Source organism: Geothrix oryzisoli (assembly GCF_022808865.1).
Taxonomy (GTDB): domain Bacteria; phylum Acidobacteriota; class Holophagae; order Holophagales; family Holophagaceae; genus Geothrix; species Geothrix oryzisoli.
Genome location: NZ_JAKZLB010000001.1, coordinates 875185 through 900156, shown reverse-complemented (window position 1 = coordinate 900156; position 24972 = coordinate 875185). Strand labels below are relative to the sequence as shown.

General features: G+C 65.0%; 19 protein-coding genes, 1 tRNA gene and 1 pseudogene. 8 read left to right on the top strand and 13 right to left on the bottom strand.

Features of this window, described 5'->3' with window-relative positions:
• Window positions 1-475: 475 nt before the first annotated feature.
• Window positions 476-1321, top strand: coding sequence for a hypothetical protein (locus tag MLE43_RS04130; RefSeq protein WP_243302202.1), 846 nt, complete (start codon window positions 476-478; stop codon window positions 1319-1321).
• 51 nt (window positions 1322-1372) lie between these two features.
• On the opposite strand, the gene MLE43_RS15050 is transcribed toward MLE43_RS04130, so the two are convergent.
• Complete coding sequence (locus MLE43_RS15050) at window positions 1373-1693, bottom strand: helix-turn-helix transcriptional regulator (RefSeq protein ID WP_420843162.1); 321 nt, start codon at window positions 1691-1693, stop codon at window positions 1373-1375.
• Between the two features lie 226 nt (window positions 1694-1919).
• On the opposite strand from MLE43_RS15050, the gene MLE43_RS04125 reads away from it, so the two are divergent.
• The 3 genes from MLE43_RS04125 to MLE43_RS04115 are packed head-to-tail and all read left to right on the top strand — an operon-like array spanning window position 1920 to window position 5184.
• Entirely contained in the window at window positions 1920-3452 is a 1533-nt protein-coding gene (locus MLE43_RS04125; RefSeq protein WP_243302201.1) for a recombinase family protein, read from the top strand.
• Entirely contained in the window at window positions 3449-4306 is an 858-nt protein-coding gene (locus MLE43_RS04120) for a ParB/RepB/Spo0J family partition protein (RefSeq protein WP_243302200.1), read from the top strand. The genes MLE43_RS04125 and MLE43_RS04120 overlap by 4 nt, the downstream gene beginning before the upstream one ends.
• Window positions 4303-5184 (top strand): plasmid partitioning protein RepB C-terminal domain-containing protein, encoded by an 882-nt coding sequence (locus tag MLE43_RS04115; protein WP_275976004.1) that lies wholly within the window; start codon window positions 4303-4305, stop codon window positions 5182-5184. The genes MLE43_RS04120 and MLE43_RS04115 overlap by 4 nt, the downstream gene beginning before the upstream one ends.
• Window positions 5185-6450: 1266 nt before the next feature.
• Here MLE43_RS04115 and MLE43_RS04110 read toward each other — a convergent pair.
• The 3 genes from MLE43_RS04110 to MLE43_RS04100 all read right to left on the bottom strand — a co-directional run bounded on the left by MLE43_RS04110 (window position 6451) and on the right by MLE43_RS04100 (window position 9517).
• Window positions 6451-6526: transfer RNA gene (locus MLE43_RS04110), tRNA-Ala, on the bottom strand.
• Window positions 6527-6628: 102 nt separating this feature from the next.
• A complete protein-coding gene (locus MLE43_RS04105) occupies window positions 6629-7681 on the bottom strand; it encodes a 2-oxoacid:ferredoxin oxidoreductase subunit beta (RefSeq protein WP_243302198.1) in 1053 nt (350 codons plus the stop codon).
• 12 nt (window positions 7682-7693) lie between these two features.
• The gene (locus tag MLE43_RS04100; protein WP_243302197.1) at window positions 7694-9517 is read right to left on the bottom strand and encodes a 2-oxoacid:acceptor oxidoreductase subunit alpha; all 1824 of its coding nucleotides are present in this window, start codon (window positions 9515-9517) and stop codon (window positions 7694-7696) included.
• A 192-nt stretch (window positions 9518-9709) separates the two neighbouring features.
• Here MLE43_RS04100 and lexA point away from each other — a divergent pair, with 192 nt between their 5' ends.
• Entirely contained in the window at window positions 9710-10363 is a 654-nt protein-coding gene (gene lexA / locus MLE43_RS04095; RefSeq protein WP_243302196.1) for a transcriptional repressor LexA, read from the top strand.
• A gap of 72 nt (window positions 10364-10435) precedes the next feature.
• Here the strand turns inward: lexA and MLE43_RS04090 are convergent, their stop codons facing one another.
• Window positions 10436-11470, bottom strand: coding sequence for an isocitrate/isopropylmalate dehydrogenase family protein (locus MLE43_RS04090; RefSeq protein ID WP_243302195.1), 1035 nt, complete (start codon window positions 11468-11470; stop codon window positions 10436-10438).
• Between the two features lie 91 nt (window positions 11471-11561).
• Between MLE43_RS04090 and MLE43_RS04085 the strand changes: the two genes are divergently transcribed.
• From MLE43_RS04085 to MLE43_RS04075, 3 genes and pseudogenes are all read left to right on the top strand, one after another.
• Window positions 11562-12050, top strand: coding sequence for a peroxiredoxin (locus MLE43_RS04085; RefSeq protein WP_243302194.1), 489 nt, complete (start codon window positions 11562-11564; stop codon window positions 12048-12050).
• Between the two features lie 158 nt (window positions 12051-12208).
• Window positions 12209-12784, top strand: a pseudogene (locus MLE43_RS15045) (GTP-binding protein); the annotation flags it as partial.
• A 721-nt stretch (window positions 12785-13505) separates the two neighbouring features.
• Window positions 13506-14096: a LolA family protein gene (locus MLE43_RS04075; RefSeq protein WP_243302192.1), complete on the top strand. Its 591-nt coding sequence runs from the start codon at window positions 13506-13508 to the stop codon at window positions 14094-14096.
• On the opposite strand, the gene MLE43_RS04070 is transcribed toward MLE43_RS04075, so the two are convergent.
• The 8 genes from MLE43_RS04070 to MLE43_RS04030 are packed head-to-tail and all read right to left on the bottom strand — an operon-like array spanning window position 14080 to window position 24972.
• Window positions 14080-14784 (bottom strand): HAD hydrolase-like protein, encoded by a 705-nt coding sequence (locus MLE43_RS04070; RefSeq protein ID WP_243302191.1) that lies wholly within the window; start codon window positions 14782-14784, stop codon window positions 14080-14082. The two genes, MLE43_RS04075 and MLE43_RS04070, sit on opposite strands and share 17 nt — an antisense overlap.
• A 6-nt stretch (window positions 14785-14790) precedes the next feature.
• Entirely contained in the window at window positions 14791-15315 is a 525-nt protein-coding gene (locus MLE43_RS04065; RefSeq protein ID WP_243302190.1) for an inorganic diphosphatase, read from the bottom strand.
• 54 nt (window positions 15316-15369) lie between these two features.
• Window positions 15370-17616 carry a HEAT repeat domain-containing protein gene (locus MLE43_RS14765; protein WP_275976003.1) on the bottom strand — a complete coding sequence of 749 codons (2247 nt, stop codon included), beginning with the start codon at window positions 17614-17616 and terminating at the stop codon, window positions 15370-15372.
• Window positions 17613-18293: an HD domain-containing protein gene (locus MLE43_RS04050; protein WP_243302189.1), complete on the bottom strand. Its 681-nt coding sequence runs from the start codon at window positions 18291-18293 to the stop codon at window positions 17613-17615. Before MLE43_RS04050 ends, MLE43_RS14765 begins: the two co-directional genes overlap by 4 nt.
• Window positions 18290-19780 carry a histidine ammonia-lyase gene (gene hutH, locus MLE43_RS04045; protein WP_243302188.1) on the bottom strand — a complete coding sequence of 497 codons (1491 nt, stop codon included), beginning with the start codon at window positions 19778-19780 and terminating at the stop codon, window positions 18290-18292. Before hutH ends, MLE43_RS04050 begins: the two co-directional genes overlap by 4 nt.
• Window positions 19777-21039 (bottom strand): MFS transporter, encoded by a 1263-nt coding sequence (locus tag MLE43_RS04040; protein ID WP_243302187.1) that lies wholly within the window; start codon window positions 21037-21039, stop codon window positions 19777-19779. Before MLE43_RS04040 ends, hutH begins: the two co-directional genes overlap by 4 nt.
• A 38-nt stretch (window positions 21040-21077) precedes the next feature.
• On the bottom strand, window positions 21078-23864 hold the full coding sequence (locus tag MLE43_RS04035) for a hybrid sensor histidine kinase/response regulator (RefSeq protein ID WP_243302186.1): 2787 nt from the start codon (window positions 23862-23864) through the stop codon (window positions 21078-21080).
• A gap of 49 nt (window positions 23865-23913) precedes the next feature.
• Entirely contained in the window at window positions 23914-24972 is a 1059-nt protein-coding gene (locus MLE43_RS04030; RefSeq protein WP_243302185.1) for an ABC transporter permease, read from the bottom strand.

Below are 24972 nucleotides of genomic sequence, written 5' to 3'. Positions count from 1 at the left end.
AGAGCGCCTAGGCCCGAAAGAAATACCCCCAAACCCAACAAGGCCAAAGGCGAAATACGGAAGCGGGGTAAAACCCCGGCCATGGATTCTGCGCGATGTTCACTCGATCAGGTGTGGCCTAGGGAAGGAGAGGTGTTGTCGTACGCCGAGTTCTGCGACCGACTCGGCAAGGCTGGAATCGACATCCTGCTTAACAAAGGGGGTCGCACGGTCGGAGTTTCATACGCGATCCATGGTCAGAAGTGGAAGGCATCCAGCCTTGGTGAACACTATCAGTGGGCTTCGATCGCGCCTCACATCAGACGTGATGTAGATGCGGCCTCCATGGCTGCAGCAAGCCGCGTTGGCACAACCGTGGAACAGAAGCCGCCACTCCCGTCACCAAAAGTCGGGGTGTGGTCTAGTCCTCAGAATATCCCGTCAATGCTAGTTGGATTGCGTGGGAAAGCCTTACTCACACTCGTGGAGGACGCGTATGCGCGACAAGAAACCATCTACCAGCGAGAGAGATCTCGAACGAATCGCGAAAAGGCAAAACCCTTCGCTGGACCGAGAGATCGCGGAATGCCCGTACCTGGACGTGGAAATCGAGGGTTGCACAAGCGACCACACCGGTGACCATGCACCAAAAAGGACCAGTCCACCCATCAATGAGGAACCGGTCGCGGCTCCCACGGAGCCTCCGTTGAGGGGTGGGAATCAGAATCGTGCACGACCCAAGGATTCCGATGAAGCCGAGTCTGCTGATATTGGAATTGATGGGATGAGCGATTTGTTCAGGACCATGTCCACCATTCATGACGGTGTGGATCGGAAGTACATCTCCGTGGTCGGAGAGACATGGAGGGTGAATCAGAGGCGTGGGATCTGGCCGACACCAGGGGAGGATGATGAGACCTTCGTCCTCCTACCTCCCCCATGCATCCTGCCACCACATCTCATGCCCTGGAGGCTGACCCTGAACAAATGGGCCGAAACCACGAAGGACGCAAAGGATCGTAGAAAGCTCCCAGATTCACTGAAACGAACCTCGCTGTGGAGTGTGACCGGACCAGTTCTTCCTGCCGACGCCGCAGCATGGATCATCACGCTTGGTATCGATTCCGGCCCAGAGAGGGGCCAAGAGGGATTCACCACACCACTGCTGGTGGCCGCCCCAGGAGAATGGTTTCCGAAGAGCGGTGAAGTGTATTTCTATGGCCCGAGCGGTGAGATCCTTGTGCACCGCTGTGATGGGATCTCGATGCAGATACCGAGGGAATGGTGGGATAAGTGGGCTTATGGTGCCATGGCGGTGGGGGCTCTCTACTTCACTGTCTGATCCGGTGAACGGGACCTCGGGGTAGGGCTGTGGGTACCGGCTTGGCCGTGCTTACTGCCTCCCTTCCGCTCTCCGCGTGTGGGTGAGGACTGCGGCGCTCACATCCAAGATAAGTTCAATCTCGGTGACGGAGAGACGGGAACCGAACCACAGGAGGTTCCCGAGCGCCTGGTCTTTAGGGCTGTCAGTAGCATGCAGTCGGAACAGTTCATGTAGCTCAAGTCCGAGAGACTGAGAGAGGAGCGCCATCATCCCAAGGGAAACGGTTCGCTTCCCCGTTTCTAGGCGACTGATGGTTTCTGGTTGGACGCCGACCTTCTCAGCCAACTCTGCTTGAGTCAGTCCAGCCGCCCTCCGTTGTCTGGCAATCATGTGGCCGAGTCGTTTGGCAATGGTGTTCATACGGGGAGCCCCTGTCGAAGCGGCCACGCTGACCCGACAGGTCAGATTCCCCCGTGGACTTGACCTAACTGGTCATGCTTTCGCCGAAAACTTGACCAATTAGGTCATGGTGAACGATTCGGGAGGCAGATAGGGTCGTTTGCCAGGGCCAAGGAATGCTTGCCGAAGCCCGCCACCTGGTCAGACGGGGTGCAGCATGAGCGACGACCTTATCCAAGCGGCCCAATACGTGCGGATGTCCACGGAACATCAGCAGTATTCGACGGAAAACCAGTCTGATGTTCTAAGGGATTACGCCAATAGGCGTGGCATCCAGATTGTTCGAACCTTCAGTGATGCGGGGAAAAGCGGTCTTCGTCTGGACGGGCGGGACGGGCTGAAGGAACTCATCGAGACGGTGCAATGCGGGCGAGCGAACTTCACCATGGTTCTGGTGTACGACGTGAGCCGATGGGGGCGTTTTCAGGACGCCGATGAGAGCGCCTATTACGAGTACATCTGCAAACGGGCCGGGATCACCGTTCAGTACTGCGCCGAGCAATTTGAAAACGATGGCAGCCCGGTGAGCACCATCGTGAAGGGAGTCAAGCGGGCCATGGCCGGTGAATACAGCCGGGAGCTTTCGACAAAGGTCTTCAAAGGGCAATGCCGATTGATCGAACTCGGGTTCCGGCAAGGAGGTGCAGCCGGGTACGGATTGAGGCGGCTGCTTATCGACCAGGCTGGAAAGCCAAAAGCAGAGCTACAACCCGGCGAACAGAAGAGTCTTCAAACGGATCGGGTGGTTCTGGTGCCTGGACCACCGGAAGAGCGAGCTGTTGTTCGTCGGATCTACCGGCTCTTCGTGGAGGAGGGATACACCGAGCGTCAGATTGCCGGAGAACTCAATCGCGCAGGGATCTTCGGAGAGTTGGGCCGGAATTGGACCCGAGGAATGATCCACCAGGTGCTCACAAACGAGAAATATGTTGGAAACAATGTGTATAATAAGATTTCATTCAAGTTGAAAAAGAAGCGAGTCAAGAACCCACCTCAGATGTGGGTTCGACGCAACGGGGCCTTCGATGCCGTAGTGGATCTGGTTGATTTCACGGCGGCCCAGGAAATCATCCTGGAACGGCACAAACGGTCTTCAGACACTGAGCTTCTAGAAATGCTTCGGGGCCTCGCCCAACGCCATGGCCGCTTGAGCGGGCTGATCATCGACGAGGCAGAAGGGATGCCATCGAGTTCGGCCTATCGGCAGCGCTTCGGGAGCCTGGCGAGGGCCTATCAACTCATTGATTACCTGCCTGATCGGGACTTCGCCTACGTGGAAATCAACCGAAGGCTCCGACAACTTCATCCCGAGATCATGGTGCAGGTCATCAAGGCACTTGAAGACCACGGGGGAACCGTAACACGCGATTCCGAGACCGACTTGCTCCTGGTCAACGGGATGCATTCGGTCGCGATTGTCATTGCCCGATGCCAGGTCTCTCGGGCCGATGCCTTGCGCTGGATCGTCCGATTGGATGCTGGGCTCGCACCAGATCTCACGCTCGTCGTGCGGATGGACTCTGCGAATCTGGCCCCTTTCGATTATTACCTTCTCCCATCATTGGATGTGAAGGAGGCTCGCCTCAGGATCAAGGAGGACAACGGCCTCTTCATGGATGGCTACCGCTACGAATCCCTTGAATATTTTTTGGGGATCGCCCAGACGGTTCGCGCCGGGGCGGCAGCATGACCAAGGTGCAGCTTGTTCCCATCGACAAGATTCGGGTGATCAACGCTCGGGGTCGCAGCAAGGGTAAGTTCAGAGAGATCGTCGAGAACATCGCCAAGATTGGTTTAAAGAAGCCAATCACCGTCAGCCGCTGTGATGGTGACGATGGCTTCGACCTGGTCTGTGGGCAGGGGCGTCTAGAAGCCTTCATCGCCTGCGGCGCCACTGAAATTCCAGCCGTGATCGTAGAGATCCCGCTGGAGGATCGCCTGCTATGTAGCCTGGTAGAGAATCTCACCCGGCGAACACCATCATGCCTGGAGCTGGCGAGAGATCTGGCTGGGTTAAGGGAACGTGGCCACAGCTTGTCCGCCATCGCGGCGCTCACAGGCGTCAGCGAGAGCTACGTGGTGCAACTCGTTCGTCTCATTGAGAACGGTGAGGATCGGCTCGTCGCTGCGGTCGAGCGTGGCGAAATTCCCATTACCTCGGCCATGGAGATCGCGACCGTGGGTGACGCGGAAATGCAGCGCAGCCTTCAGGACGCCTACGACAGTGGAAAGATCCGAGGGCGTGCCCTCCTGAAGATGCGCAAACTCATTGAAGAGCGTCGTGCTCGTGGCAAAGATTTTGGGAAGTCCAATTCCCGCAGATCGGCCAAGGCCCCTTCACCGCAGGATTTGGTTCGCACCCTTCGCAAGGAAACCCAGAAGCAGGAGCTGCTGGTGAAGAAGTCCCGGCACTGTGAGCAACAACTTCGGTTCGTTCTGACGGCGCTCAAGGACCTGATGAAGAACGATCACTTCGTGACGCTCCTTCGGGCTGAGAAGCTCGATTCCCTGCCCAAGTATCTGAACGAAATGCTCCAGAAATGAGTGGCCTACGGATTCAGCCCGCCTTTGAGCTTGAAGGGATCACCCTTCGGGTCGATAGGCTGCTCCCGACACGGGGAACTGGAGAGAACCTGAAGGAGTCCTCAAAATTCCGCGCCTTGGTGGCCTCCATTCGAGAGGTGGGGATTATTGAGCCGCTGAGCGTCTTTCCCCAAAAGGGCGGGAAATATCTCCTGCTCGATGGCCATGCTCGGGCCGAGGCCTTGCGAGAATTGGGGATCGCGGAGGCCCCATGCCTCGTGTCCCTCGCAAATGAAGGCTACAGCTATAACAAGAGGGTGAACCGGATCGCGCCGATTCAGGCCAATCGGATGATCCTGAAGGCACTGGACGCTGGGGTCCCCGCTGAACGCATTGCTCGGGCGCTCAACTTGGCGGTTGATACGGTGCGCTTGAATCGCAGCTTGCTCTTTTCGATCTGCCCAGAGGCTGTAGGCCTTCTCCAGGACAAGCAGGTTCCCTTGAAGACCTTGGCTCTCCTCAAGAAAGTGAAGCCGCTCCGGCAGATCGAAATGGCCGAGATCATGGTCGCGGCTGGAACCTATTCCGTGACCTATGCCCGCGCCCTCGTGATGACCACTTCCAAGGAACAACTTGTCGATCCAGATAGCCCCAAGAAGATCCCGGGCATCCATCCGGACGACCTCGCTCGCATCGAGCACGAGATGCGAATCCAGGAGAAGGACTTCCGCATGCTCGATGAGACCTACAACGAGCACGTCATGGCCCTGACGATAGCTCGTGGGTACCTCAGGCCGCTGCTCGACAACAACCGGGTGGTTCGGTTTCTCGCCCAGAACTTCCGAGAGTTCCTGACGGAGTTCCAACGGATTGTTGAGTCGAATGCCTTGGATACATGAGGACCATTGCCCTCCGGTTATCTCGGACAGTTGGCATTTCCAACCAGCAGGCCCATCTGTCGTCCAGACTTCAAGAGTCCAATTTCAGCCAGATTTGCCGTGCACCCTTTATTTGTAATACTTAGCATTTCTCCCGATCAAGAAAGGCCTGAATTTCTGTGTACGGAACGATGATGGATCGACCTTTTCGTACAACCAGAATTTTACGGTCTTTGATTAGGGAACGAACTGCACTTACGCCCATAGAGATGATTTTTGCCGTCTGCCTAATCGAAAAGGCCAATTTCGGAAGTGGCACAACATCCTCTTCCTGTATGGCTTTCTCCGTTTGTCTTCGGCTCATTTGGATTCTCCTTTCCGGTTGGGACATCGCTGAAACTGGTTGTTCTTGGTGGCTCAAAACATCTGACATGAACCAAATTTTTGGGTTAAGAGGTGATCTTTGTCTCCTGTGGCATGACAACAAATGTAATCAATAAATGACATAGCCTTAGGTGATGGCGCAAACCTCGCTGCTGGATCTCTGGTCAAGGAACCTCTGGCTAGTTTTCGCTGGCTACCAATGATGCATTCAAAGAATCGAATCTATTTGAATTGTATTAGGCATGAAATATCGTGTCAATATAAATAATAACAAACTTCAAAAATAGCCAATGAATTCAAGCAAAAAACGAATCAAAAATATTTAACATTTTAATAATTTCGATTTATGACATTCGTGGTTGCTATCAGATTTTAAACAACTTATTGTGGTTAAAATCTGTAAAGAATTCATAACGGAACGATCTGATGACCCGTGGCAATTCAAGGTCGTAATGCCTTGTCTCCTGCCTCGCTATGGTTGTCATCAACGCCCACGGAGCCGGGAAGGGCTCCGTCCGGGGTGCCCCTATGCCCGGATCAGGAGTCGGGGCATGAGGGCTCCTGGTGGCCTTCCTTGAGGGCGCAGGGCAGACGATTACAGAGACCCAACCCTGCAACGACGGGTGGCCCTGGAGACATGAGGAGGTCGGCTGGTAATGGAGTAGGGGCTGGATGTTTTTGAGGTGCGCTGGAGCCTGCTGTCGGATCGGACATCCCTTTCGCGCCAGCGTTGTCCAGGGCTGCGAATCCCAGTATTTCCGCTGTCTCGGTGTGCCAAGTGGTGCTGGGCGCTGTAGGGTGGTTTTGCAGAACTGGTACAGACGAGGCTCGAGTGTTTGGGAAAAATAGCCACTTTGGGACATCAAAAAACCCCGCAAGCGATTGAGCTTGCGGGGTTTGTCTTGGTGGACCTGATCAGGATCGAACTGACGACCTCTGCATTGCGAACGCAGCGCTCTCCCAGCTGAGCTACAGGCCCACGAATCTCCAGTCTACCCGGCCTGAGGTCCGCGTCAATGCTTGGCCTTGCAGAACAACGGCCGCCCGATGGGGCGGCCGTTGGCAGGGGCTGCGAAAAAAATTACATCAATGCCTGCATGATCTTGTCCAGCTCGGCGGGGCTGGGCTTGAGCAGGTCCTCGCCCAGAGTGGTCAGAGGTTCGTCCACCAGGTTCAGGACCTCGGGCAGGGGGGGCTGGGTGGGGTTGATGTAGAGCAGTCCGGTGAGGAATTCGCCCTTGGCCATGGACTCGTGGATGGCCTTCATGGCGCCGAAGCGGTCCGTGGGCTCATAGCCCTCGTGGATGGCCTTGATGGCGACCTTGGAGCCGTCGGGGAAGGTGACGACTTCCGTCTCGCCGGCCGGGATGTCGACCTGCTCCACCTCGGAGTACTGGATGAAGCCCAGGTCGTGGAGGGGGAAGTCGTGATCCTTCACATGCTTGTAGGAACGGGTCGAGGCATCGTGGTTGTTGAAAGTGACACAGGGGCTGATGACATCGATGACCACGGTGCCCTGGTAGGCGAAGGCGGCCTTGAGGATGGCGTTCAGCTGCTTGGGGTTGCCGGAGAAACTGCGGGCGACGAAACCGCAGCCCAGCTCGATGGCCAGCGTGCAGGGATCGATGGGCGGGAAATCGTTCACCGCGCCGGACTTCAGGTGGGAGCCCTTGTCGGCGGTGGCGGAGAACTGCCCCTTGGTGAGGCCGTAGACGCCGTTGTCCTCGATGATGTAGATCATCGGGACGTTGCGCCGGACGGCATGCACGAACTGGCCCATGCCGATGGACATGGAATCGCCATCGCCGGAGACGCCGATGTTGATGAGGGTCCGGTTGGCCAGGGAGGCGCCGGTGGCGATGGAGGGCATGCGGCCGTGGACGCTGTTGAAGCCCCAGCCCTGGTTGATGAAGTAGGCGGGCGTCTTGGACGAGCAGCCGATGCCGGAATACTTGGTGACGCGGTGGCCTTCGAGGTTGGATTCGAAGGCGGCGTTGATGAGCTGGGCAGTGATGGCGTCATGGCCGCAGCCGGCGCAGAGGGTGGACTTGGAGCCCACGTAGTCCTGCTTGGTGAAGCCGAGCTTGTTGGTGGGGGCGGCGGGCGCAGGGGTGGCAGAAGTCGTGGTGGTCATGGTCGGCTCCTCTTACTTCTGCTCGAAGGCGGTGATCTGGTCCACGATGCTCTTGGCGTCGATGGCGTAGCCGTCGAAATGCAGGACGCTCTTGAACTTGGTGGCGTGCTCGGGGTAGGTCTCGCGGAAGAGGTTGGCCATCTGGCCATCGCGGTTCTGTTCGACCACGTAGACCACCTGCTTCTCCTTCACGTAGGCATCGACCTCGGCGGTGAAGGGGAGTGCGCGGAGGCGCAGGTAGTCGGTCTTGAGGCCCTGGGCCGCGAGGAGGTCCTGGGCCTCGACGACGGCGGGATCGCTGGAGCCGAAGGCCAGGACCCCCTTGTCCGAGCCCAGGTTGCGGAACACGGGGCCGGGCACGTGGGCCTTGGCCGTCTCGTATTTCTTCCTCAGGCGGTTCATCACCTCGAGGTAGTCCTCGGGCTTTTCGGAATACTGGGCGTAGGCGTTGTGGCCGGAGCCGCGGGTGAAGTACGAGCCCTTGCCGCCGGGGGTGCCGGGCAGGCTGCGGTAGCAGATGCCGTCGCCATCCACGTCCTTGTAGCGGCCCCAGTCCTTCATGTCGGCCAGCTGCTGCTGGTTGAGCACCTTGCCGCGGTCATAGGGCTTGGCGGGATAGGCGAAGGGCTTGGAGGCCCAGTTCTGCATGCCCAGGTCCAGATCGGTGACGACGAAGATGGGCGTCTGGAAGCGCTCGGCCAGGTCGAAGGCATCGTAGGCGAACTGGAAGCACTCCTCCATGTTCCCGGGGTAGAGGTTCACGTGCAGGGTGTCGCCGTGGCTGCACTTGGCGCAGAGCTCCACGTCGGACTGCTGGGTGCGGGTGGGGAGGCCGGTGCTGGGGCCCGTGCGGGCGACATTGAAGAAGACGCCGGGCGCCTCCACGTAGTAGCCCAGGCCGATGAACTCGCTCATCAGCGAGATGCCCGGGCCCGCGGTGGAGGTCATGGAGCGGGCGCCGGCCCAGCCGGCGGAGAGCACCACGCCCGCGGAAGCCAGCTCGTCCTCCATCTGCACGATGGCGACGGTGGACTTGCCGGTCTTGGGGTCCTTGCGGTACTCCTCCGCGTATTCGATGAAGGTCTCGACCAGGCTGGAGGCCGGGGTGATGGGATACCAGCCCACCACGGTGACGCCGGCGAAGAGGGCGCCCAGGGCGCAGGCCTCGTTGCCGTCGATGATGATGAGGCCCTGGGTCTTGTCGTCGCGCACGACCTTGATGTGGTCCTGGTCCTCCAGGTTCTCCATGGCCCAGTCATAGCCGGCCATGCAGGCCGTCTGGTTGAGCTCGATGGCCTTGGTCTTGCCCTTGAGCTGCTTGGCGATGGCCTTCTTGACCTCCTCCATGTCGATGCCGAGCAGGCGTGCGGCCACGCCGACATAGATCATGTTCTTCACCAGCTTGTGCAGCTTGGGCTCGGGGCAGGAGGCGGTCACCAGCTTCTGGAAGGGCACCGGGGTGTAGGCGAGGTCGCTGCGCAGCTTGTCGAGCTGCAGCGGCTCATCGTAGATCACGAGCGCGCCGGGGTCGGCCTTGGCGATGTCCTCCTTGGCCGTCTCGGGGTTCATGAGGATCAGCATCTCGTTGCTGGCCTTGCGGGCCACGTAGCCCTGGGCGCTGGCGCGGATGGTGAACCAGGTGGGCAGTCCCGCGATGTTCGAGGGGAAGAGGTTCTTGCCGCTGACGAACACGCCCATCTGGAAGATGGCGCGCAACAGAACCGTGTTGGCCGTCTGGGAACCCGATCCGTTGACCGTGGCCACCTGGATGGAAAAATCATTGATCCGGGTTTTCGCTCCTCCGACAGGCGAGGGGGCGGCAAGGGCGGCAGTCATGGGACTCCTTTCGCATCGGGGCAATGGCGACGAAGAGGGCGTAAATACTAGGCTCGCCAAGGCATCCGTCAGTATGACAGAGGCCAACAGGGGCATCCAGGAAAGGTGTTGGAACGCATGCCCGGGTCGGTCTGAAATAAAGCGAAAAAAAAGGGATTGACGACCTGTGGATCGGCTCTTACCTTGAAGACCATGAAAGCCAGCGATCTCACCAAGCGCCAGCAGGCGGTCCTGAAGTTTATCCGCACCTTCGTGCAGGACGAGGGGCGAAGCCCCACCCTGGCCGAAATCGCCAAGGGTGTGGGTTCCAGTGCCGTGTCCACCATCCACAAGCATGTCCAGCACCTCATGGACAAGGGCTTCCTCGTCCGCAGCCACGGCAAGGGGAACAACCTCGTGGTGGCGGCGGGCCCGGCGCTGGAGGAACCGGCCCCCAGGCCGGAACGCGGCGAACCCCTCAGCCCCGTGCGGATCTTCCCCTTCTGCGGGGATGTGGCCGCCGGCTCACCCATCCTGCCCGAGAGCAGGGCCCTGCCCATCGAGGTGCCCAACAGCATCCACCGGCAGCGGGACGAGCTCTTCGTGCTGCGCGTCCGGGGCGATTCCATGGTCGACGATGCCATCCTTGATGGCGACCTGGTGGTGCTGCAGCGCAAGGGCGAGTATCGGAACGGCGATCGCGTGGTGGCCCTCATCGACCAGGAGGAGGTCACCCTCAAGGAGTTCCGGCGCGACGCCCGGGGCGTATGGCTCGTCCCCCACAACCCGGAGCTTCAGCCCCGCTGCTACGCGCCCCAGAACATCGACATCCAGGGGGTCCTCGTCGGCGTCATGCGCAGCTGTTGACGGGGCGAATCCGGAACCGCCGAGGGCGGTGAAGGGCGGCCCGTGTCTTTCGAGGTTGCGCCTCCAGGTTGATCAGCCTGGCAGGTGGCCGCGGATGGCCGTCCCCATGTCGGAGGTACTCAGGGAACCGCCCAGATCGCGAGTGCGGGCGCCGCTGGCCATTGCGGCCGCGACCGCTGCCTCCACGGCCAAGGCTTCGGATTCCCAGCCCAGGTGCCGGAAGAGCAGGGCCGTGCTGAGGATCATGCCCACGGGGTTGGCCAGGCCCTTCCCGGCAATGTCCGGCGCAGAGCCGTGCACCGGCTCCGCCAGGACCGCACAGCGGAAGGGCCGATGGGGGGCCCAGCTCAGGGAGGGCGCCGTGCCCATGCCGCCGGCGAAGGCGGCCGTGAGATCGCTGATGAGGTCACCGAGGTAGTTGTCGGCGGCGATCACGCCGAAGGGAGATGGATCCTGCACCAGCGCGCAGAGCAGGGCATCCGCGTGCATGCCGCGTGCGGTCACGCCCGGGTGCGCGGCGCAGAGTTCCTGGAACACCCGGACCCAGAGCCCGTGGCCGTGCTTCAGCACATTGGCCTTGTGCGCCAGGGTCAGGGGGCAGCTCCGGGCGCGGGCGCGGGCGAAGGCGGCTTCCAGCAGGCGGCGCACGGCCGGCTCGGTATGCACGGCCAGGTCCACCGCGCGGCCGGGTTCCGTGGAGCCCTGCAGGCAGTACGCCCCTTCCGTGTTCTCGCGGTAGACCTCAAGCCAGAGCCCTTCTCTCTGCAGCCCCGGCAGAGGCCGGCAGGGCCGGAAGTTCACCATCAGCTCCAGACCCTGGCGCAGGCGCAACAGGATCTCCTCGGCATGACGGCCGTCTGGAACCCGCGGATCGCCCACGGCCCCGAAGAGGATGGCGTCGCAGCCGTCGCGCAGCGCCGCATAGGCGGCCTCAGGCAGAGTCTCTCCCGTGGCCAGGTAGTGGTCCGCCCCGTAGGGCAGGCGCTCGACCTCCAGGCGGCGGCCCCGGGCCCGGGCCCAATCCAGCAGCGGCACAGCCTCCGCCATGACCTCGGGTCCAGCTCCGTCACCGGGGATGAGGGCGATGCGCGCCGCGTGGTCCAACACCTTCTGCTCCGTTTCTGTTTCCAGTTCCTGCCGATGGTGCCACACTCCCACCCCTCGGGAGGCGACCATGGACCGGAGATGGAGGGTGGCAATGGGACTTTTCGCTAGCCTCGGCCTGGCCTCGGCCGGCGAGATCGCGGAAGGCATGAAGGCCCCGGCCTTCGAGGCCCGCGATCAGCACGGCGCCCTGATCCGGCTGGCGGATCTGCAGGGGAAATCTACGGTGGTGCTGTATTTCTATCCCAAGGACGATACGCCGGGGTGCACCGCCGAGGCCTGCAGCCTCCGGGACGGCTTCGCGGCGATCCAGGCGGCCGGGGCGGTGATCCTCGGCGTGAGTGCCGATACGACTCAGAGCCACAAGGCGTTTGCGGAGAAGTTCCACCTGCCCTTCAGCATCCTGGCGGATCCGGACAAGCACATCATCGAGGCCTACGGGGTGAAGATGCCCCTCATCGGGATCGCCAAGCGGACCACCGTGCTCATCGACCGGCAGGGAGTCATCCGCAAGATCATCCGGGATGTCCGCACCAAGGACCACGACCAGCAGGTCCTCGCCCTCCTGAAGGCTCTGCCCTGAGCGTGCCTGACAAAATCCCCACCGGCTTTTTCGCGGCCTCCTCGGGGTTTTGTTCGGCACTCTGAGTCCCAGCCGCACCCAGACCGGGGAAAACCCGCAATTGCATTGAGCCCGGAAGGATTTCCGGGCTAAACTTTTTCTTCCCAAGAGGTTCAAGAATGGTGTTCTTCAACCACGCCACCCGGCAGATGACGGCGAAAATCGTCTACTACGGGCCCGGTCTGTGCGGGAAGACCACCAACCTCAACACCATCTACGGCAAGACGAGCCAGAAGGCCCGGGGCGAGATGGTGAGCCTCAATACCGAGACGGACCGCACCCTCTTCTTCGACCTGCTGCCCATGGACGTGGGCATGGTGGGCGGGTTCAGGACCAAGCTCCAGCTCTACACGGTGCCGGGGCAGGTGTTCTACAACAGCACCCGCAAGCTCGTGCTCAAGGGTGTGGACGGCATCGTGTTCGTGGTGGACAGCCAGGTGCCCATGCTGGAGGCCTGCCGGGAGAGCTGGCTCAACCTCGACGAGAACATGCGGGAACTGGGGCTGAACCTGCAGGACATCCCCGTGGTCTTCCAGTGGAACAAGCGGGACTTGAAGCATGTGGTTCCCGTCGAGGAACTCGAACTGGCCTTCAACCCCCGGGGCGTCCCCAGCTTCCAGTCCGTCGCCTCGGATGGCACCGGCGTCTTCGAGACCCTGCGCGGCATCACCCGGCTCGCCCTGTCCCACATCAAGACCCATGTGCTCGGCGAATCGCCGGCGGCCCCCGGTCCCGCCGCCCCCAGCCCGACCGCCGCCAGTGCCCACCCGCCCTCCGAGGGCGGGGCCCTCACCTTGTCGGACCTGCCCTCGGTCACCGACCTGCTCGACATGGAAGGCTCGGTCCAGGCCTCGGGAGGCGCCCCTCTGCCGGATCTGGACGACGACACGGGCATCTTCATCGAGGCGCCCCACCTGCCGGAGCCGCCCCTGGAAGACGAGACCCTCTCCTTCCTCATGGAGGAGGGCGTAGGGCCCTTTGACGCCGAGGCGTTCTCGGCCTTCCAGGCCGAAGAGCCCCACCCGGACGAGCCGTCGCTCCAACCGGAGGCGCCGGCGCCCTGGGAACCCCCCGCTGCGGAGCCGCCCACGGCGTCCAAGTCGGCGGTGAAGGCCGATCCCCTGGCGGCCCTGACCTCCCTGAAACTGGAAGGCAAGCGCCCCGTGCCCCGGCCCAGGAGCGCGGATCCCAAGGACGCCATCAGCTCTCTGCTGGACGAGCTGACCCACGTCGGACGCCAGGGCGCGCCCTCCGTGCTGCGGCTCGAAGTGCCTGCCGGCCTGGAAGGCCAGGAGGTCGAGGTGGTCGTGCAGCTGCGCCACCAGGGGGTGGTGGTGGCCGAGGGGCAGATCCATCGCCCGGCCCCGGCCAAGGGCGGCACCGCCAAGCTCAGCGTCGAGCTGAAGCGGAGCTGAGGTGCGCAGCTTCCGCGGACTCTGTCTCCTGGCCCTGGCGGCGGCGCCGCTGCCGGCGGCTCTGCCAGCCTGGTGGACCGCGTTTCCCCGGGTGCCCGCCCTGGCCAGCCGCTTCCGCCAGGAAAGCGACAGCGCCGTGTTCGGCAAGATGGCCCGGGAAGGGAACCTGCTGCTGGCCCGGGGCGGGAAGCTGAAGGTGACCTACGATTCGGGGCTGACCGTGACGGCCGACGGCCGCCACCTCGTGCAGTACGATCCGGATACCCGCACTGCCCAGCAGGTGGAGCTGGCCCGGGCCGTGCGCGACTTCCCCCTGCTGGGGATCCTGCTGGATCCTTCGCGGATCGAGGCCCTCTACCGGGTCGAGGCGCTCGGGAATGATGCGGTGAAGCTGATTCCCAGGGCCCCCGATGTTCCCGCGCTCAAGGCCACCGGCCGAAAAGGCCTCCTCCACAGCCTCGAGTGGACCGATCCCACCGGCGCGCGCCAGCGGCTGGAGCTCCTGGATCCGAAGACGCCCGCCCCGCCGGGGCCTGCCGCTTTCAAGCCCCAGGTGCCCAAAGGTACGCGCTGGGCTACTCCGAACGGCTGAAGGCGTCGAACACTTCGGGCTGCGGGAAGCGGTCGCGGAGCCAGGCGTCGAGTTCCGGGACCGTGTCGAAGATGCGCTCCGCCCCGGCCTGTTCAAGCTCCGCGTGGTTGCCGTAGCCCCAGCCCACGCCGATGGCCTCCAAGCCGTGATCCCGGGCGGCCTCCATGTCCACGCCCCGGTCGCCGATGAACACCCCTCCAGGCCAGAGCGTGCCCTGCCGGACCAGGCCCGCCACGACTTCGGTCTTGGGTTGCCAGCGGCCCTTGAGGGTGCTGCCGAAGATGTCGTCGAAGATGAGGTTGAGGTCGAACTGGTAGGCGATGCGCCGGGCGAAAAGGCCGGGCTTGGCGGACACGATGTAGATGCGGTGCCCCTGGCGCTTGAGCCGGTGCAGCAGGTGGAAGACGCCCGGGTACAGCTCGTGCTCGAACACCCCGTCCTCCCGGTAGCGCTCCCAGTAGAAGTCCAGCGCCGCCTCCAGGCGCTCCGGATCCTCCAGACCCTCGAGGGTGGCGAGCGACTCGCGCATGCCGAACCCGATCCAGCTGCGGATCGTGGCCTCCTCCGGCAGGGCCAGCCCGAAGGTCTTGCAGGTCTTCCGGAGACAGTTCCGCACCCCCAGCAGGGGATCCACCAGGGTCCCGTCCAGGTCGAAGCAGACGAGGCCCGGGGCCTCCGGCGCGGCCATCTCCCGCTACTTCTTCTGCCGGTTGTAGGCCTCGATGGAGGACCGGACGAAGGCATGGGCTTCGTCCTTGCCACCCCAGCCGTCGCTCGACACGCTCTTGCGCTCAAGGTCCTTGTAGGTGAGGAAGAAGTGCTCCACTTCCAGGAGGAAGTGCGGGGGCAGATCGCTGCGGGAGGTCACGTGGGCGTAGGTGGGATCGTCCGTGGCGACGGCCAGGATCTTCGAGTCCAGTCCCTTGTCGTCCCGCATTCGCAGGAGGGCGATGGGCCTGGCGCGGATCACCACGCCGGGGTAGGTGGACCCGTTGATGAGCACGAGGACGTCCGCGGGATCCCCGTCCTCGGCCAGGGTGCCGGGGATGAAGCCGTACTCGGCGGGGTAGTGGAAGGGGGAGAACAGCACCCGGTCCACATGGACCAGACCCGTGTGGTGGTCGATCTCGTACTTGATGCGGGAGCCCGTGGGGATCTCGATGATGGCATTGACGATTTCGGGCGCCTGCTTGCCGGGATCAAGGTGGACCAGGGACATGGAGGCTCCGCAAAGGCCCCTATTTTCACACGCTTTGTGACCTTCGTCACGGAGTCATGTCGGCCGGCCCTGGAACCGCAGGAAGGCCTCGCGATCTTCGCCCCTGGGTTCGGCATCGATCACCCGCTGGAGGGCCTCCCGCGCTTCGGGGAGACCCTGGGCCGCCAGGGCACGTGCGGCCGATAGGCGGACGGCTTGCGGCTCGGTGGCCCCGAACAGGCCTTTCCGGCGCAGCAGCTCGGCCAGGACCGGCAGGCTCCGGGGCGAGGCGATGTGGCCCAACGTATCGATGGCCTGGACCCTGAGCCGCTCCTGGACGCGCTTGTCCTGGGCGAGCTCGGCGACGGGGGCGACGCTGCTTTCGGAGCGGAGCTGCCCCAGGGCGAAGAGGATCTCCTGGAGGGTCTCGGAATCCGTATCCTTCAGGCGGGCAAGCAGGTGCGGCTCCGCGGAGGGGCCGCCCAGCTTCCAGAGGGCCCGGACCGCGGTCCGGCGCACCCTGGGCTCTGGGTGACGGAGGAGGGGCGCGATGGCGGGCAGGCAGCCGGCGTCCCCCAGGTCGGCCAGCAGGGTCAGGGCGTTCCGCACCAGGAACCAGGCTGGCGAGGCCAGCGCTTCCAGCAGGGGCGGGATCGACAGCGGCCCGAGGCTGCGCAGCGCTTCCACCAGGCGGCCGCGACGGGTCCGGTCATCCTCCGCACCGAGGCGGGCCACCAGGTGGCGGGCCATGGGCGCCCCGAGGTATTCCAGATAGGGGTGCACTTCGGCGGCCAGCAGGTGCCGGTCCACGCCCAGGATGTGCGTGGCGGCGGCGTCCATCAGGTCGGGCCGGGTCAGCGCGGCGCGCAGCTGGCCCAGGGCCTCCATGCGCCAGGGCTGGGGCTCCCCGAGGAAGGTGCACAGCCCCTCGAGTTCCCGCAGGTCGGAGATGCCCTGGCTCAGCTCGCCCCGCAGGATCAGGGCGGCGAGCAGTGGATCCAGGGCCTCGGTGGTCCAGCGATGGACCGGTGGTTCGGGTTCCCACGCGAAGTGGGCGCGCAGGGCCTCGGCCAGGGGACCCTCGCCGCCCGGAGGCAGGCCCGGCTCCATGGCCCAGTTGGCCACTCCCGCCAGGGTCTGGGCCGCCTTGAGACGGTCCTGCATCCGGTCGTCCCGCAGGGCCTCCAGCAGGAGATCCTGCACCCGGAGGAAGGCGTCGAAGCGGCGGTGGTCCAGGAGCTCCCGGAGGAAGGCCAGGCGCTGGGCCAAGGTCAGTTCGAAGAGGTAGCCCTCCTCCAGAACCTTCACCAGCTTCGCCTCGAGGCTGAGGGCGTCCCAGTCCGTCAACCGGAGCAGGGCCTCGGCCTGGCTGGCGTCCAGGCCGGAGCGGCGGAGGTGGAGCACGAGGGTGTGGACCAGGGCGTCCCGGTCCGGCAGGGGGCGGAGGATCTGCTCGAGGGGGCTCTGGAGCTGCGGCCAGGTGGCGCCCAGGGCCAGGGCGGAGGCGACGGCCACCGAGAGGATCTCCCCCGCCAGGGACTTCACGCCCAGCGCCAGGCCGGCGGGGTGGTCCGGAAGGGTCGCCAGGCCTCCGAGCAGGCTCAGCTGCACATCCGGCTCCAGGCCCATGAGGACCTGCCGGAGGGTGCCGAGCTGGGCGGGCGAGGGCATGGTGTCCTGCAGGCCGAGCTCGTGCCCGAGGGGCCCGAGGCCGCCCAGGTCGGCGCCCTGGAAGCCCCGCAGGAAGCCGAGGCCGCGGCGCTCGCCGGGGCCCGGGGGGCCGGGATGACCGGACAAGGCCGCCAGAAGTGCATCGCGGATGGCCTTGACCAGAGGGTCCTGGGGCGGGGTCAGCAGGCTGGCGGGAGCGGCGTGGTCCGCCTGGTCCTCCCCGCCGGGCTGGACCGCCTGGTAGCGGACCTGGGACACCTTGATGTGCTTCACATCCGCAGCCTGGAGGATGAACTCGATGCCGCCGCGCTCCTCCAGGTTCTGGGGCTTGAGCGACAGGGCCTGGAGGAACGCGAGGCACTCGTCTTCCGTCACCCCGCGCTCGAAGACGAATCCGCTGACGTTCCGCTCGGACACCAGGCGGACCAGCGCCGCGACATGGGAATTGCGCCCGTCCTGGACGGCGCCGTCGGCGAAGGCCTTGCCACTGGTCACCACGAACTGGAGGTGGCTGCTCTCCGCCAGCCACTGCTCCAGGGCGCCATGGGCGGCGGCCACGGCGTCCTTCGCCCTCGGGTGGGCCGCGGTATACATCTGGAGGGCCTTGAGGGCCATGACCAGGGTCTGGGCGAGTCGCAGGAAATCGTTCATGCCGGAGTCGCCTTCATGGGGTCGGACCATTCCCGGCGCAGCTGGGCGTAGTGGGCCTCCAGGAAGGCCAGGCGCCGCTGCCCCTCCGCCCGGGCGATCTCGGTGTTGAAGCTGGCGGTGATGCCCCGGGCCAGGTCCAGCCAGGCCTCGCCGCGGCGCAGGATCTCCTCCGTGGTGATGGGCTGGAAGGCGCCGCTGATGCAGCCGAAGTGGATGAGGCTGGCCGCGCCGATCTTGCTGAGCTTGTCGCAGTCCCAGAGGCAGGCTGTCTCAAGGGGCTCCAGGCGCTTTGTGAGCTTCAGCCCCACGTGATGCTCGATGGCGTGGCGCACTGCGGGGATCTTCTCCGCCGGGAAGTCGGTGCCCGCCAGGATCTCCTCCACCTGGGCCGAGGCGTCCTGGGCGTGGGTGTCCTTGGCCTGGGGATCCTTCAGGCGCTTGGCCACGTCGTGCAGCCACGCCGCGCACTCGACCACCTCGGGGTCCGCGCCTGCCAGGGGGGCCAGCCAGCGGGCCAGGAGCACGGCGGCGTAGGTGTGCTCGAAGCGGTAGTTGAAGATGGGCTGGTACACCCCATCCACCTCGTGGCCGATGCCCCAGAACCGGATGGCGTCAGCGTCCGAAAAACGCCGCAGGGCCGATTCGCAGGCAGGTCGCCAGGGGGTGCCAGGGTTCATGCGTGGGCTTCCTGATGGGCATGGAGGGCGTCGAGGGTGGCGCTGATCTCCTGGCACATCACGCGGTCGGTCCAGGGCGCGCAGGCCGTGGCGAGGCGGTGGACCAGGGGCTGGAGGCCCTGGGCGGGAGCCAGCCCGATGATGCGGAGCCCTTCGAGGGCCATGCGGGCCTCGATGGCCAGCACCTGCTCAAGGGCGTCCACGGCGCGCAGCAGTTTCCGCGCGGCGATGGGTCCCATGCTCACGTGGTCCTCCTTGCCGGCGCTGGTGGGGATGGTGTCCACGCAGGCGGGATGGGCCAGGCCCTTCATTTCGCTCACCAGGGCCGCAGAGGTGACGTGGGCCATCATGAACCCGGATTCGAGGCCGCCGTTCTGGGTGAGGAAGGCCGGGAGGTCGCTGTAGGCGGGGTTCACCAGGCGCTCCTGCCGGCGCTCGGAGATGCTGGCCAGGTCGGCCGCCGCGATGGCGAGCACGTCACAGGCGAAGGCGGGATACTGGCCATGGAAGTTGCCACCGGAACGGGACTCCTGGGTGTCTGTAAAGATCATCGGATTATCCGTGGCACTGTTGAGTTCCCGCTCGAGGATGGCGCTGGCGAAATGGAGCGCATCGCGGGTGACGCCATGTACCTGGGGGATGCAGCGCAGGCTGTAGGCGTCCTGGACGCGGTGGCAGTCCTTGTGGCTTTCCGAGATCTCGCTCGAGGCACCCAGGATTCCTCGCATGCGCTCGGCCACCGCGATCTGGCCGGGGTGGGGCCGCGCAGCGTGGATGCGCGGGTCGAAGGCGGAGCGGGTGCCGCGCAGGGCCTCCAGGCTGAGGCCGGCGATCTCGTCCGCCAGCGCAGCCAGGCGGGTGAACTTCTCCGCCGCCAGGTTGCCGAGGGCCGTGATGAGCTGGGTCCCGTTGATGAGGGCGAGCCCCTCCTTGGCCTGGAGGGTCACGGGCTTCAGGTCCGCCTGGGCCAGGGCCTGGCGACCGGGAATGGGCCCTGCGGCGGACCATGCCAGTCCTTCGCCCACCAGGAGCAGGGCCATGTGGGCGAGGGGGGCCAGATCGCCGCTGGCGCCCACGCTGCCCTGGCTGGGCACGACGGGAACGATGTCGCGGTTCAGGCACTCCGCCAGCAGACGGATGGGCTCGGGCCGGATGCCACTGTGGCCCTTGAGCAGGCAATTGATGCGGGCGGCCATGAGGGCTCGGGTCTGATCCTTGGGCAGGGGGTCGCCCACACCGGCGGCGTGGCTCCGCACCAGGTTGAGCTGGAGCTGCTGGAGTTGATCGGGGGGGATCACCACCGTCGCGAACTGGCCGAAGCCGGTGTTGATGCCGTAGACCGTGCGGCCCTCGGCCACGATGCGGTCCACCACGGCCCGGTTCTCGGCCACGAGCGCGAGGGCGCCTTCGTCCAGAGCGACGCCTTCGCCGGCGGCGATGCGAGCGAGCAGGGGGGCGGTGAGGGACTGTCCATCGAGGCGGATCATGCAGGCACCTTGCGGGAGAGGGTGAGGGCGAGGAGGAAGGCCAGGCCCAGGGTCAGGCCGGCCACGGTGTACGAGGCCTGGCCGCCCCAGCGCGCAAAGGCGAAGGTGCCCACGGCGGGGCCGATGATGCGCCCCAGGCCGGTCATGGCGTTCAGCACGCCGAAGAGGCTGCCCTGGTCCTCCGGCGGGGTCAGCTGGCTGGCGAGGGCCGAGCCGGCGGTGTTGCTCATGCCGCTGCCCCAGGAGAGGGGGATGAACAGCAGCACGAAGGGCCACATCCAGGCGGCCATGGGCATGAGCGGCAGGGTGATGCCCAGGAGGAGCAACCCTGTGATGAGGGCCCACCGCTCGGGGATGCGCTTGGACACCACCCGGACGAGGCCGCCCTGGTAGATCACCATGAGGATGCCGATGCCGGCGAAGAGGTAGCCGACTTCGCGCTGGTGGAAGTCGAAGCGGGCATGGACCAGCAGGGCGAAGGTCCCTTCCATCATCGAGAAGCCGGCCATGGCCAGCAGGGACACGACCAGGAGCTGGGGCATGCCCGGTCGCTTGAAGGCCTTCACCAGGGCGTGGCCGCGGGTTTCGCGGGACCGGGCCTGTGCGGCCTTGTCGAGGGTTTCCGGGACCCACAGGGCCACCAGGAGGGAGGCGGCCAGGGAGAGGCCCGCCGCCACGAAGAAGGGCAGGTGCCAGCCGCGGGTCTGGAGGAGGTGGTGGCCGAAGGCGCTGCCACTGAGGATGCCGGCCATGGCCGGGCCCAGTACGAAGCCCAGGCCGAAGGCCGCGCCGATCATGCCCATGGCCTTGGAGCGCTCCTCCGGGGCCGAGCTGTCCGCCATGGCCGCCTGGGCCACGGAGATGTTGCCGCCGGTGATGCCATCCAGGATCCGGGCGGCGAGCATCCACTCGAAGCGGCTGGTGAGGGCCAGCATGAGGTAGCCGATCGCCGAGCCCACCAGACTCATCCACAGCACCGGCTTGCGGCCGATCTTGTCCGAGGTGCGGCCCAGGATGGGCGACGCGATGAACTGCATGAGGCTGAAGCTGAGGAAGCCCACCCCGGCCCAGAAGGCCCCCGGTGTGGTGCCGGTTCCGCCCAGGCCCAGAAGGTGGTTGACGCTCTCCATCCAGGCGCTCGGGTGATCCGCGATCTCCTTGGCGTAGAGGGGCAGGATGGGGATGACGATGCCGAAGCCCAGCAGGTCGACGAACACGGTGAGAAAGATGGCCAGTCTGGCGCGCTTGGAAGACGGCATGAGGTTCTCCAGCCGACCAGTTTAGCTTGGGATGCGTCTCAACTTCCCAGGGCTCTCTGGATCACGGTCTTCAGTTCTTTGAGCTGGTAGGGTTTCTGGAGGAAACCAGCCGGCCCGCCGTCTGGAAGGGTCTGGAGGGAATCCTGCTCCGTGAACCCGCTGCTGAGCACCACGGGGACGGCCGGGTCGAGGCTCCGCATGGCCCGGAAGGCCTCGCGGCCGTCCATGCGCGGCATGGTGAGGTCCATGATCACCAGCCTGAGTTCCTGCTGGTGCTCTCGGAACCGGTCCAGGCCCTCGAGGCCGTCCCGGGCGGCCACCACCCGGAAGCCGAGGGCCGCGAGGGCCAGCCCGGTGGCCTCGAGGATCTGGTCCTCATCGTCCACCAGCAGCACGAGCCCGTGGGAGGGCACCGGGCTGGGGACCGGTTCGTTCCGCAGCTCCTGGAAGATGGCTTCATCCAGGGCGGGGAAGCAGAGCCGGAAGCGGCTGCCCCGCCCGACCTGGCTGGTGATGTTCAGTCCGGCCCCGTGACCCCGGAGGATGCCCAGCATGGCCGAGAGGCCCAGACCGCGGCCGGTGGCCTTGGTGGTGAAGAAGGGATCGAAGATGCGCTCCATCACCTCGGCCGTCATGCCGCAGCCCGTGTCCTCCACCTCGAGGACCACATGGCGGCCCGGCTTGGGGGTCTCGAGGTGGTATTCGCGCCGGAGGGTGGAGGCGTCGAGATCCTGGAAGGAGGTGCTGAGGTGGATGGTGCCTTCCTGATCCCCGATGGCGTCGGAGGCATTGGTGACCAGGTTCATGACCACCTGCTGGAACTGGGCCCCGTCCGCCTGGATGGCTGGAAGGTCCGGCTCCAGGTCCAGCTGCAGGCGGATCTTCTTTGAGATGGTGACTTCCAGCAGGTGCGTGAGGTCCCGGACCACGGCATTGAGGTCGTGGGGCTTCACCTGGAAGTGGCCCCGTCCCGAATAGGCCAGCATCTGCTTGGTCAGCTCCGTGGCGCGCAGGACGGTGGCTTCCATGTTCGCGAGGTAGGGGCGGGCCGGCGAGGTGTCCTCGAGCTTGAGCTGGGCGAGGTTCAGGTTCCCCAGCACCACGGTGAGCAGGTTGTTGAAGTCATGGGCGATGCCGCCCGCCAGGACGCCGAGGCTCTCCAGCTTCTGGGACTGGCGGAGGGCCTCCTCCGCCGCTCGGCGGTCGGTGATGTCCGTGGCGATGCCGATGATGGATTCGATGCGGCCCTGATCGTCGAAGACCGGGGTGAGCAGGTTCTCGAAGACCCGGTCCCGGAAGCGGACGGTCTCGCGGGAGGGCTGCCCCTGCAGGGCCTGGCGGACCTGGGTCAGCACGAGCGGGTCCCATCCCCGGCCGTCGAACACGGAACGCCCCACGATCTCCCCCGGGCGCAGGCCGATCCGGGTGAGCCCCAACCCCTCGGACAAGGTGAAGCGACCCTCCCGGTCCAGCTGATAGATGATGGCCTGCGAATAGGCGAGGACAGTCCTGAGACGCCGCTCGGTGGAGCGCAGGGTCTGTTCGGCGATCTTGCGATCGGTGATGTCCCGGGTGATGGTGAGGAGGCAGGGGGCCCCATCCACCTCCATCACCTTCCCGGACATGAGGCCGGTGAGAACGCTGCCGTCCTTGCGGCGGAAACTGGCTTCCAGGCCGATGTATTCTCCGTGGTCCTGGATCAGCTGGACGGCCCGGGTCCGGTCCTCGGGGCTGGCCCAGAGCCCCAGTTCAAGGGCGGAACGCCCCAGGACCTCCTCCCGGGTCCACCCGGTGAGGCGGGTGAAGCCGTCGCTCACGTCCAGGTAGGTGCCGTCCGCCAGGCGGGTCAGGTTGATGGCGTCCGGTGTGGCGTGGAAGGCCCGGGAGAACTTGTCCTCGCTGCGCCGCAGGGCCGCCTCCACGGCCTTGCGCTCCGTGACGTCCCGGGTGATGGACAACATACAGGGCTGTCCGTCGACCTGGATGATGGTTCCGGAGAGGACCCCGGTCCGGAGGCTGCCGTCCTTCATCCGGAAGGAGGCCTCCAGATCGTTGAAGCTGCCCTCCCGCCGGATCAGGTCCAGGGCCCGGTCCCGGTCCGCCAGATCGGCCCAGATCCCCAGTTCGAGGGTGGTGCGCCCCAGGGCTTCAGCGCGGGTCCAGCCGCTCATGCGGCTGAAGGCCTCATTGACGTCCACGAGGGTCCCGTCCGGGCGGGTGAGGTTGATGGCGTCCGGGCTGGACTGGAAGACCTTCGAGAACTTCTCTTCGCTGAGCCGGAGGGCGTCCCCGGCGGTCCGGCGCTCGATGGCCATGGCCACCTGGCCCGACACGAAGACGAGCAGATCCCGCTCTTCGGGCGTGTAGTGCCGGTCGCCCTCGTAGATCTGGATGGCCAGGACGCCGAACACGCCCCGGGCTCCGATGAGCGGAACCCCCAGCCAGTCCAGGGTGTCCGTTCCGAGGGGCTCGACCTCGCCCGCCGCTTCCAGGCTGTGCAGGATCTCCCCATCCAGGAGCAGGGGGCGCTCCGTGCGGAGCACATATTCCGTCAATCCGAGGCGGAGGGTCCGGGGCGGCGGGACGGGGTCCGAGGCATCCACGAAGTAGGGGAAGGAGACCGTTCCCGACTCCCGGTCCCAGAGGGCGAAGTAGAGGTTCTCCGCCGGCATGAGATCGCGGACGATGGCGTGGACCCGGCCGTACAGCTCCTGGAGGTCCGTGGCTCCGAGGGCGGCCTGGGCGATGCGGTAGGTCGCGCTCAGGTAGTGACGCACCATCACCAGGGCCTCGGCCGGGTTCTCAGGTTCCCTGGGTGGATGCATGAATCCGTTATCGGGTCAGCACCCCCGTCCGCACAAGTACCGAATGAAATCAGGCCCAGCGGAACCGGCGGACCGCCAGGGCGAAGGCCGCGCAACCCCAGGCGGCCACGATGGCCAACCCCACCCCATGTCCCGCCAGGGTGCCCCCATCGTTGAACACGGCCCGCAGGGCCCGCAGGAACGGGGCCAGGGGCATCACGGCCACGGCGTGCTGGAGCCAGGCCGGCGCCGAATCCAGGGTGAAGTAGACGCCGCTGAGCATCATCAGCGGGAAGAACACCAGGTTCGAGATGGCGGCGTAGCCCTCGGAGGTCTCCGCGAAGCCGCTGAGGGCGAAGCCGAACGCCATGAAGCAGCCGGTGCCCAGGGTCATGATGAGCAGCAGGTCCAGGAAGGAGCCCTGGTTCTGGATGCCGAAGGCCAGGCGGCCCACCAGCAGCAGGATGCCGGCCTGGATCACGGTGACCGTGAGACGGTGCAGCACCTGGCCCAACAGGAAGATCCACTTGGGGAGGGGTGTCACGGCCAGGCGGCGGAACTTGCCCTTTTCCCGGTAGGACACGTTCACCATGCCCACGCTGAAGAGGCCCATGCTGACGAGGTTCAGGCCCAGCAGACCCGGCAGCAGGAAGGATGCGTAGTTGGTGGAGTGCTTGTGCCCGGGGCTCTCCACCTGGATGGGGATCCGCTGCGGTTCGGGCTCCCCGTTCAAGCGCGCCTGGGCTACCAGCCAGGCCTGGTTCACCAGCCCGGCGGTCGCTCCCGCCTGGGCCATGAGGTAGCTGTTCAGGCGGAGGCGGTAGCCCGTGCCCTCCGTTTCCAGCTGGGCCGCGGTCTCGCCCCGGGCCCAGCGGGCCTCGGCCTCGGCCTTCGGCAGGGTCTGGACCTTGAGCTGCAGGTCCGTCAGGGCCTGGTCCAGGGCCGTGTCCCGCGCACTGGGTACCGGGGCCTGCACCCGCACGAGGGAGAGCTTGGGACCGCCACCGTCCCGGAAGATCGTCCCGAATCCCATCAGGAGGATCACGGGGAAGGCGAAGGTCCAGAACATGGCCACGCGGTCGCGGCTGTAGAGCCGCCATTCCATCACGAACTGCCGCCAGAGCATCAT

What these genes read in the sequence shown, in the direction of transcription:
- MLE43_RS04130 (WP_243302202.1), top strand. Translation starts at nt 476, where the DNA reads ATGCGCGACAAGAAACCATCTACCAGCGAGAGAGATCTCGAACGAATC.
- MLE43_RS15050 (WP_420843162.1), bottom strand. Translation starts at nt 1,693, where the DNA reads ATGATTGCCAGACAACGGAGGGCGGCTGGACTGACTCAAGCAGAGTTG.
- MLE43_RS04125 (WP_243302201.1), top strand. Translation starts at nt 1,920, where the DNA reads ATGAGCGACGACCTTATCCAAGCGGCCCAATACGTGCGGATGTCCACG.
- MLE43_RS04120 (WP_243302200.1), top strand. Translation starts at nt 3,449, where the DNA reads ATGACCAAGGTGCAGCTTGTTCCCATCGACAAGATTCGGGTGATCAAC.
- MLE43_RS04115 (WP_275976004.1), top strand. Translation starts at nt 4,303, where the DNA reads ATGAGTGGCCTACGGATTCAGCCCGCCTTTGAGCTTGAAGGGATCACC.
- MLE43_RS04105 (WP_243302198.1), bottom strand. Translation starts at nt 7,681, where the DNA reads ATGACCACCACGACTTCTGCCACCCCTGCGCCCGCCGCCCCCACCAAC.
- MLE43_RS04100 (WP_243302197.1), bottom strand. Translation starts at nt 9,517, where the DNA reads ATGACTGCCGCCCTTGCCGCCCCCTCGCCTGTCGGAGGAGCGAAAACC.
- lexA (WP_243302196.1), top strand. Translation starts at nt 9,710, where the DNA reads ATGAAAGCCAGCGATCTCACCAAGCGCCAGCAGGCGGTCCTGAAGTTT.
- MLE43_RS04085 (WP_243302194.1), top strand. Translation starts at nt 11,562, where the DNA reads ATGGGACTTTTCGCTAGCCTCGGCCTGGCCTCGGCCGGCGAGATCGCG.
- MLE43_RS04070 (WP_243302191.1), bottom strand. Translation starts at nt 14,784, where the DNA reads ATGGCCGCGCCGGAGGCCCCGGGCCTCGTCTGCTTCGACCTGGACGGG.
- MLE43_RS04065 (WP_243302190.1), bottom strand. Translation starts at nt 15,315, where the DNA reads ATGTCCCTGGTCCACCTTGATCCCGGCAAGCAGGCGCCCGAAATCGTC.
- MLE43_RS14765 (WP_275976003.1), bottom strand. Translation starts at nt 17,616, where the DNA reads ATGAACGATTTCCTGCGACTCGCCCAGACCCTGGTCATGGCCCTCAAG.
- MLE43_RS04050 (WP_243302189.1), bottom strand. Translation starts at nt 18,293, where the DNA reads ATGAACCCTGGCACCCCCTGGCGACCTGCCTGCGAATCGGCCCTGCGG.
- hutH (WP_243302188.1), bottom strand. Translation starts at nt 19,780, where the DNA reads ATGATCCGCCTCGATGGACAGTCCCTCACCGCCCCCCTGCTCGCTCGC.
- MLE43_RS04040 (WP_243302187.1), bottom strand. Translation starts at nt 21,039, where the DNA reads ATGCCGTCTTCCAAGCGCGCCAGACTGGCCATCTTTCTCACCGTGTTC.
- MLE43_RS04035 (WP_243302186.1), bottom strand. Translation starts at nt 23,864, where the DNA reads ATGCATCCACCCAGGGAACCTGAGAACCCGGCCGAGGCCCTGGTGATG.
- MLE43_RS04030 (WP_243302185.1), bottom strand. Translation starts at nt 24,972, where the DNA reads ATGATGCTCTGGCGGCAGTTCGTGATGGAATGGCGGCTCTACAGCCGC.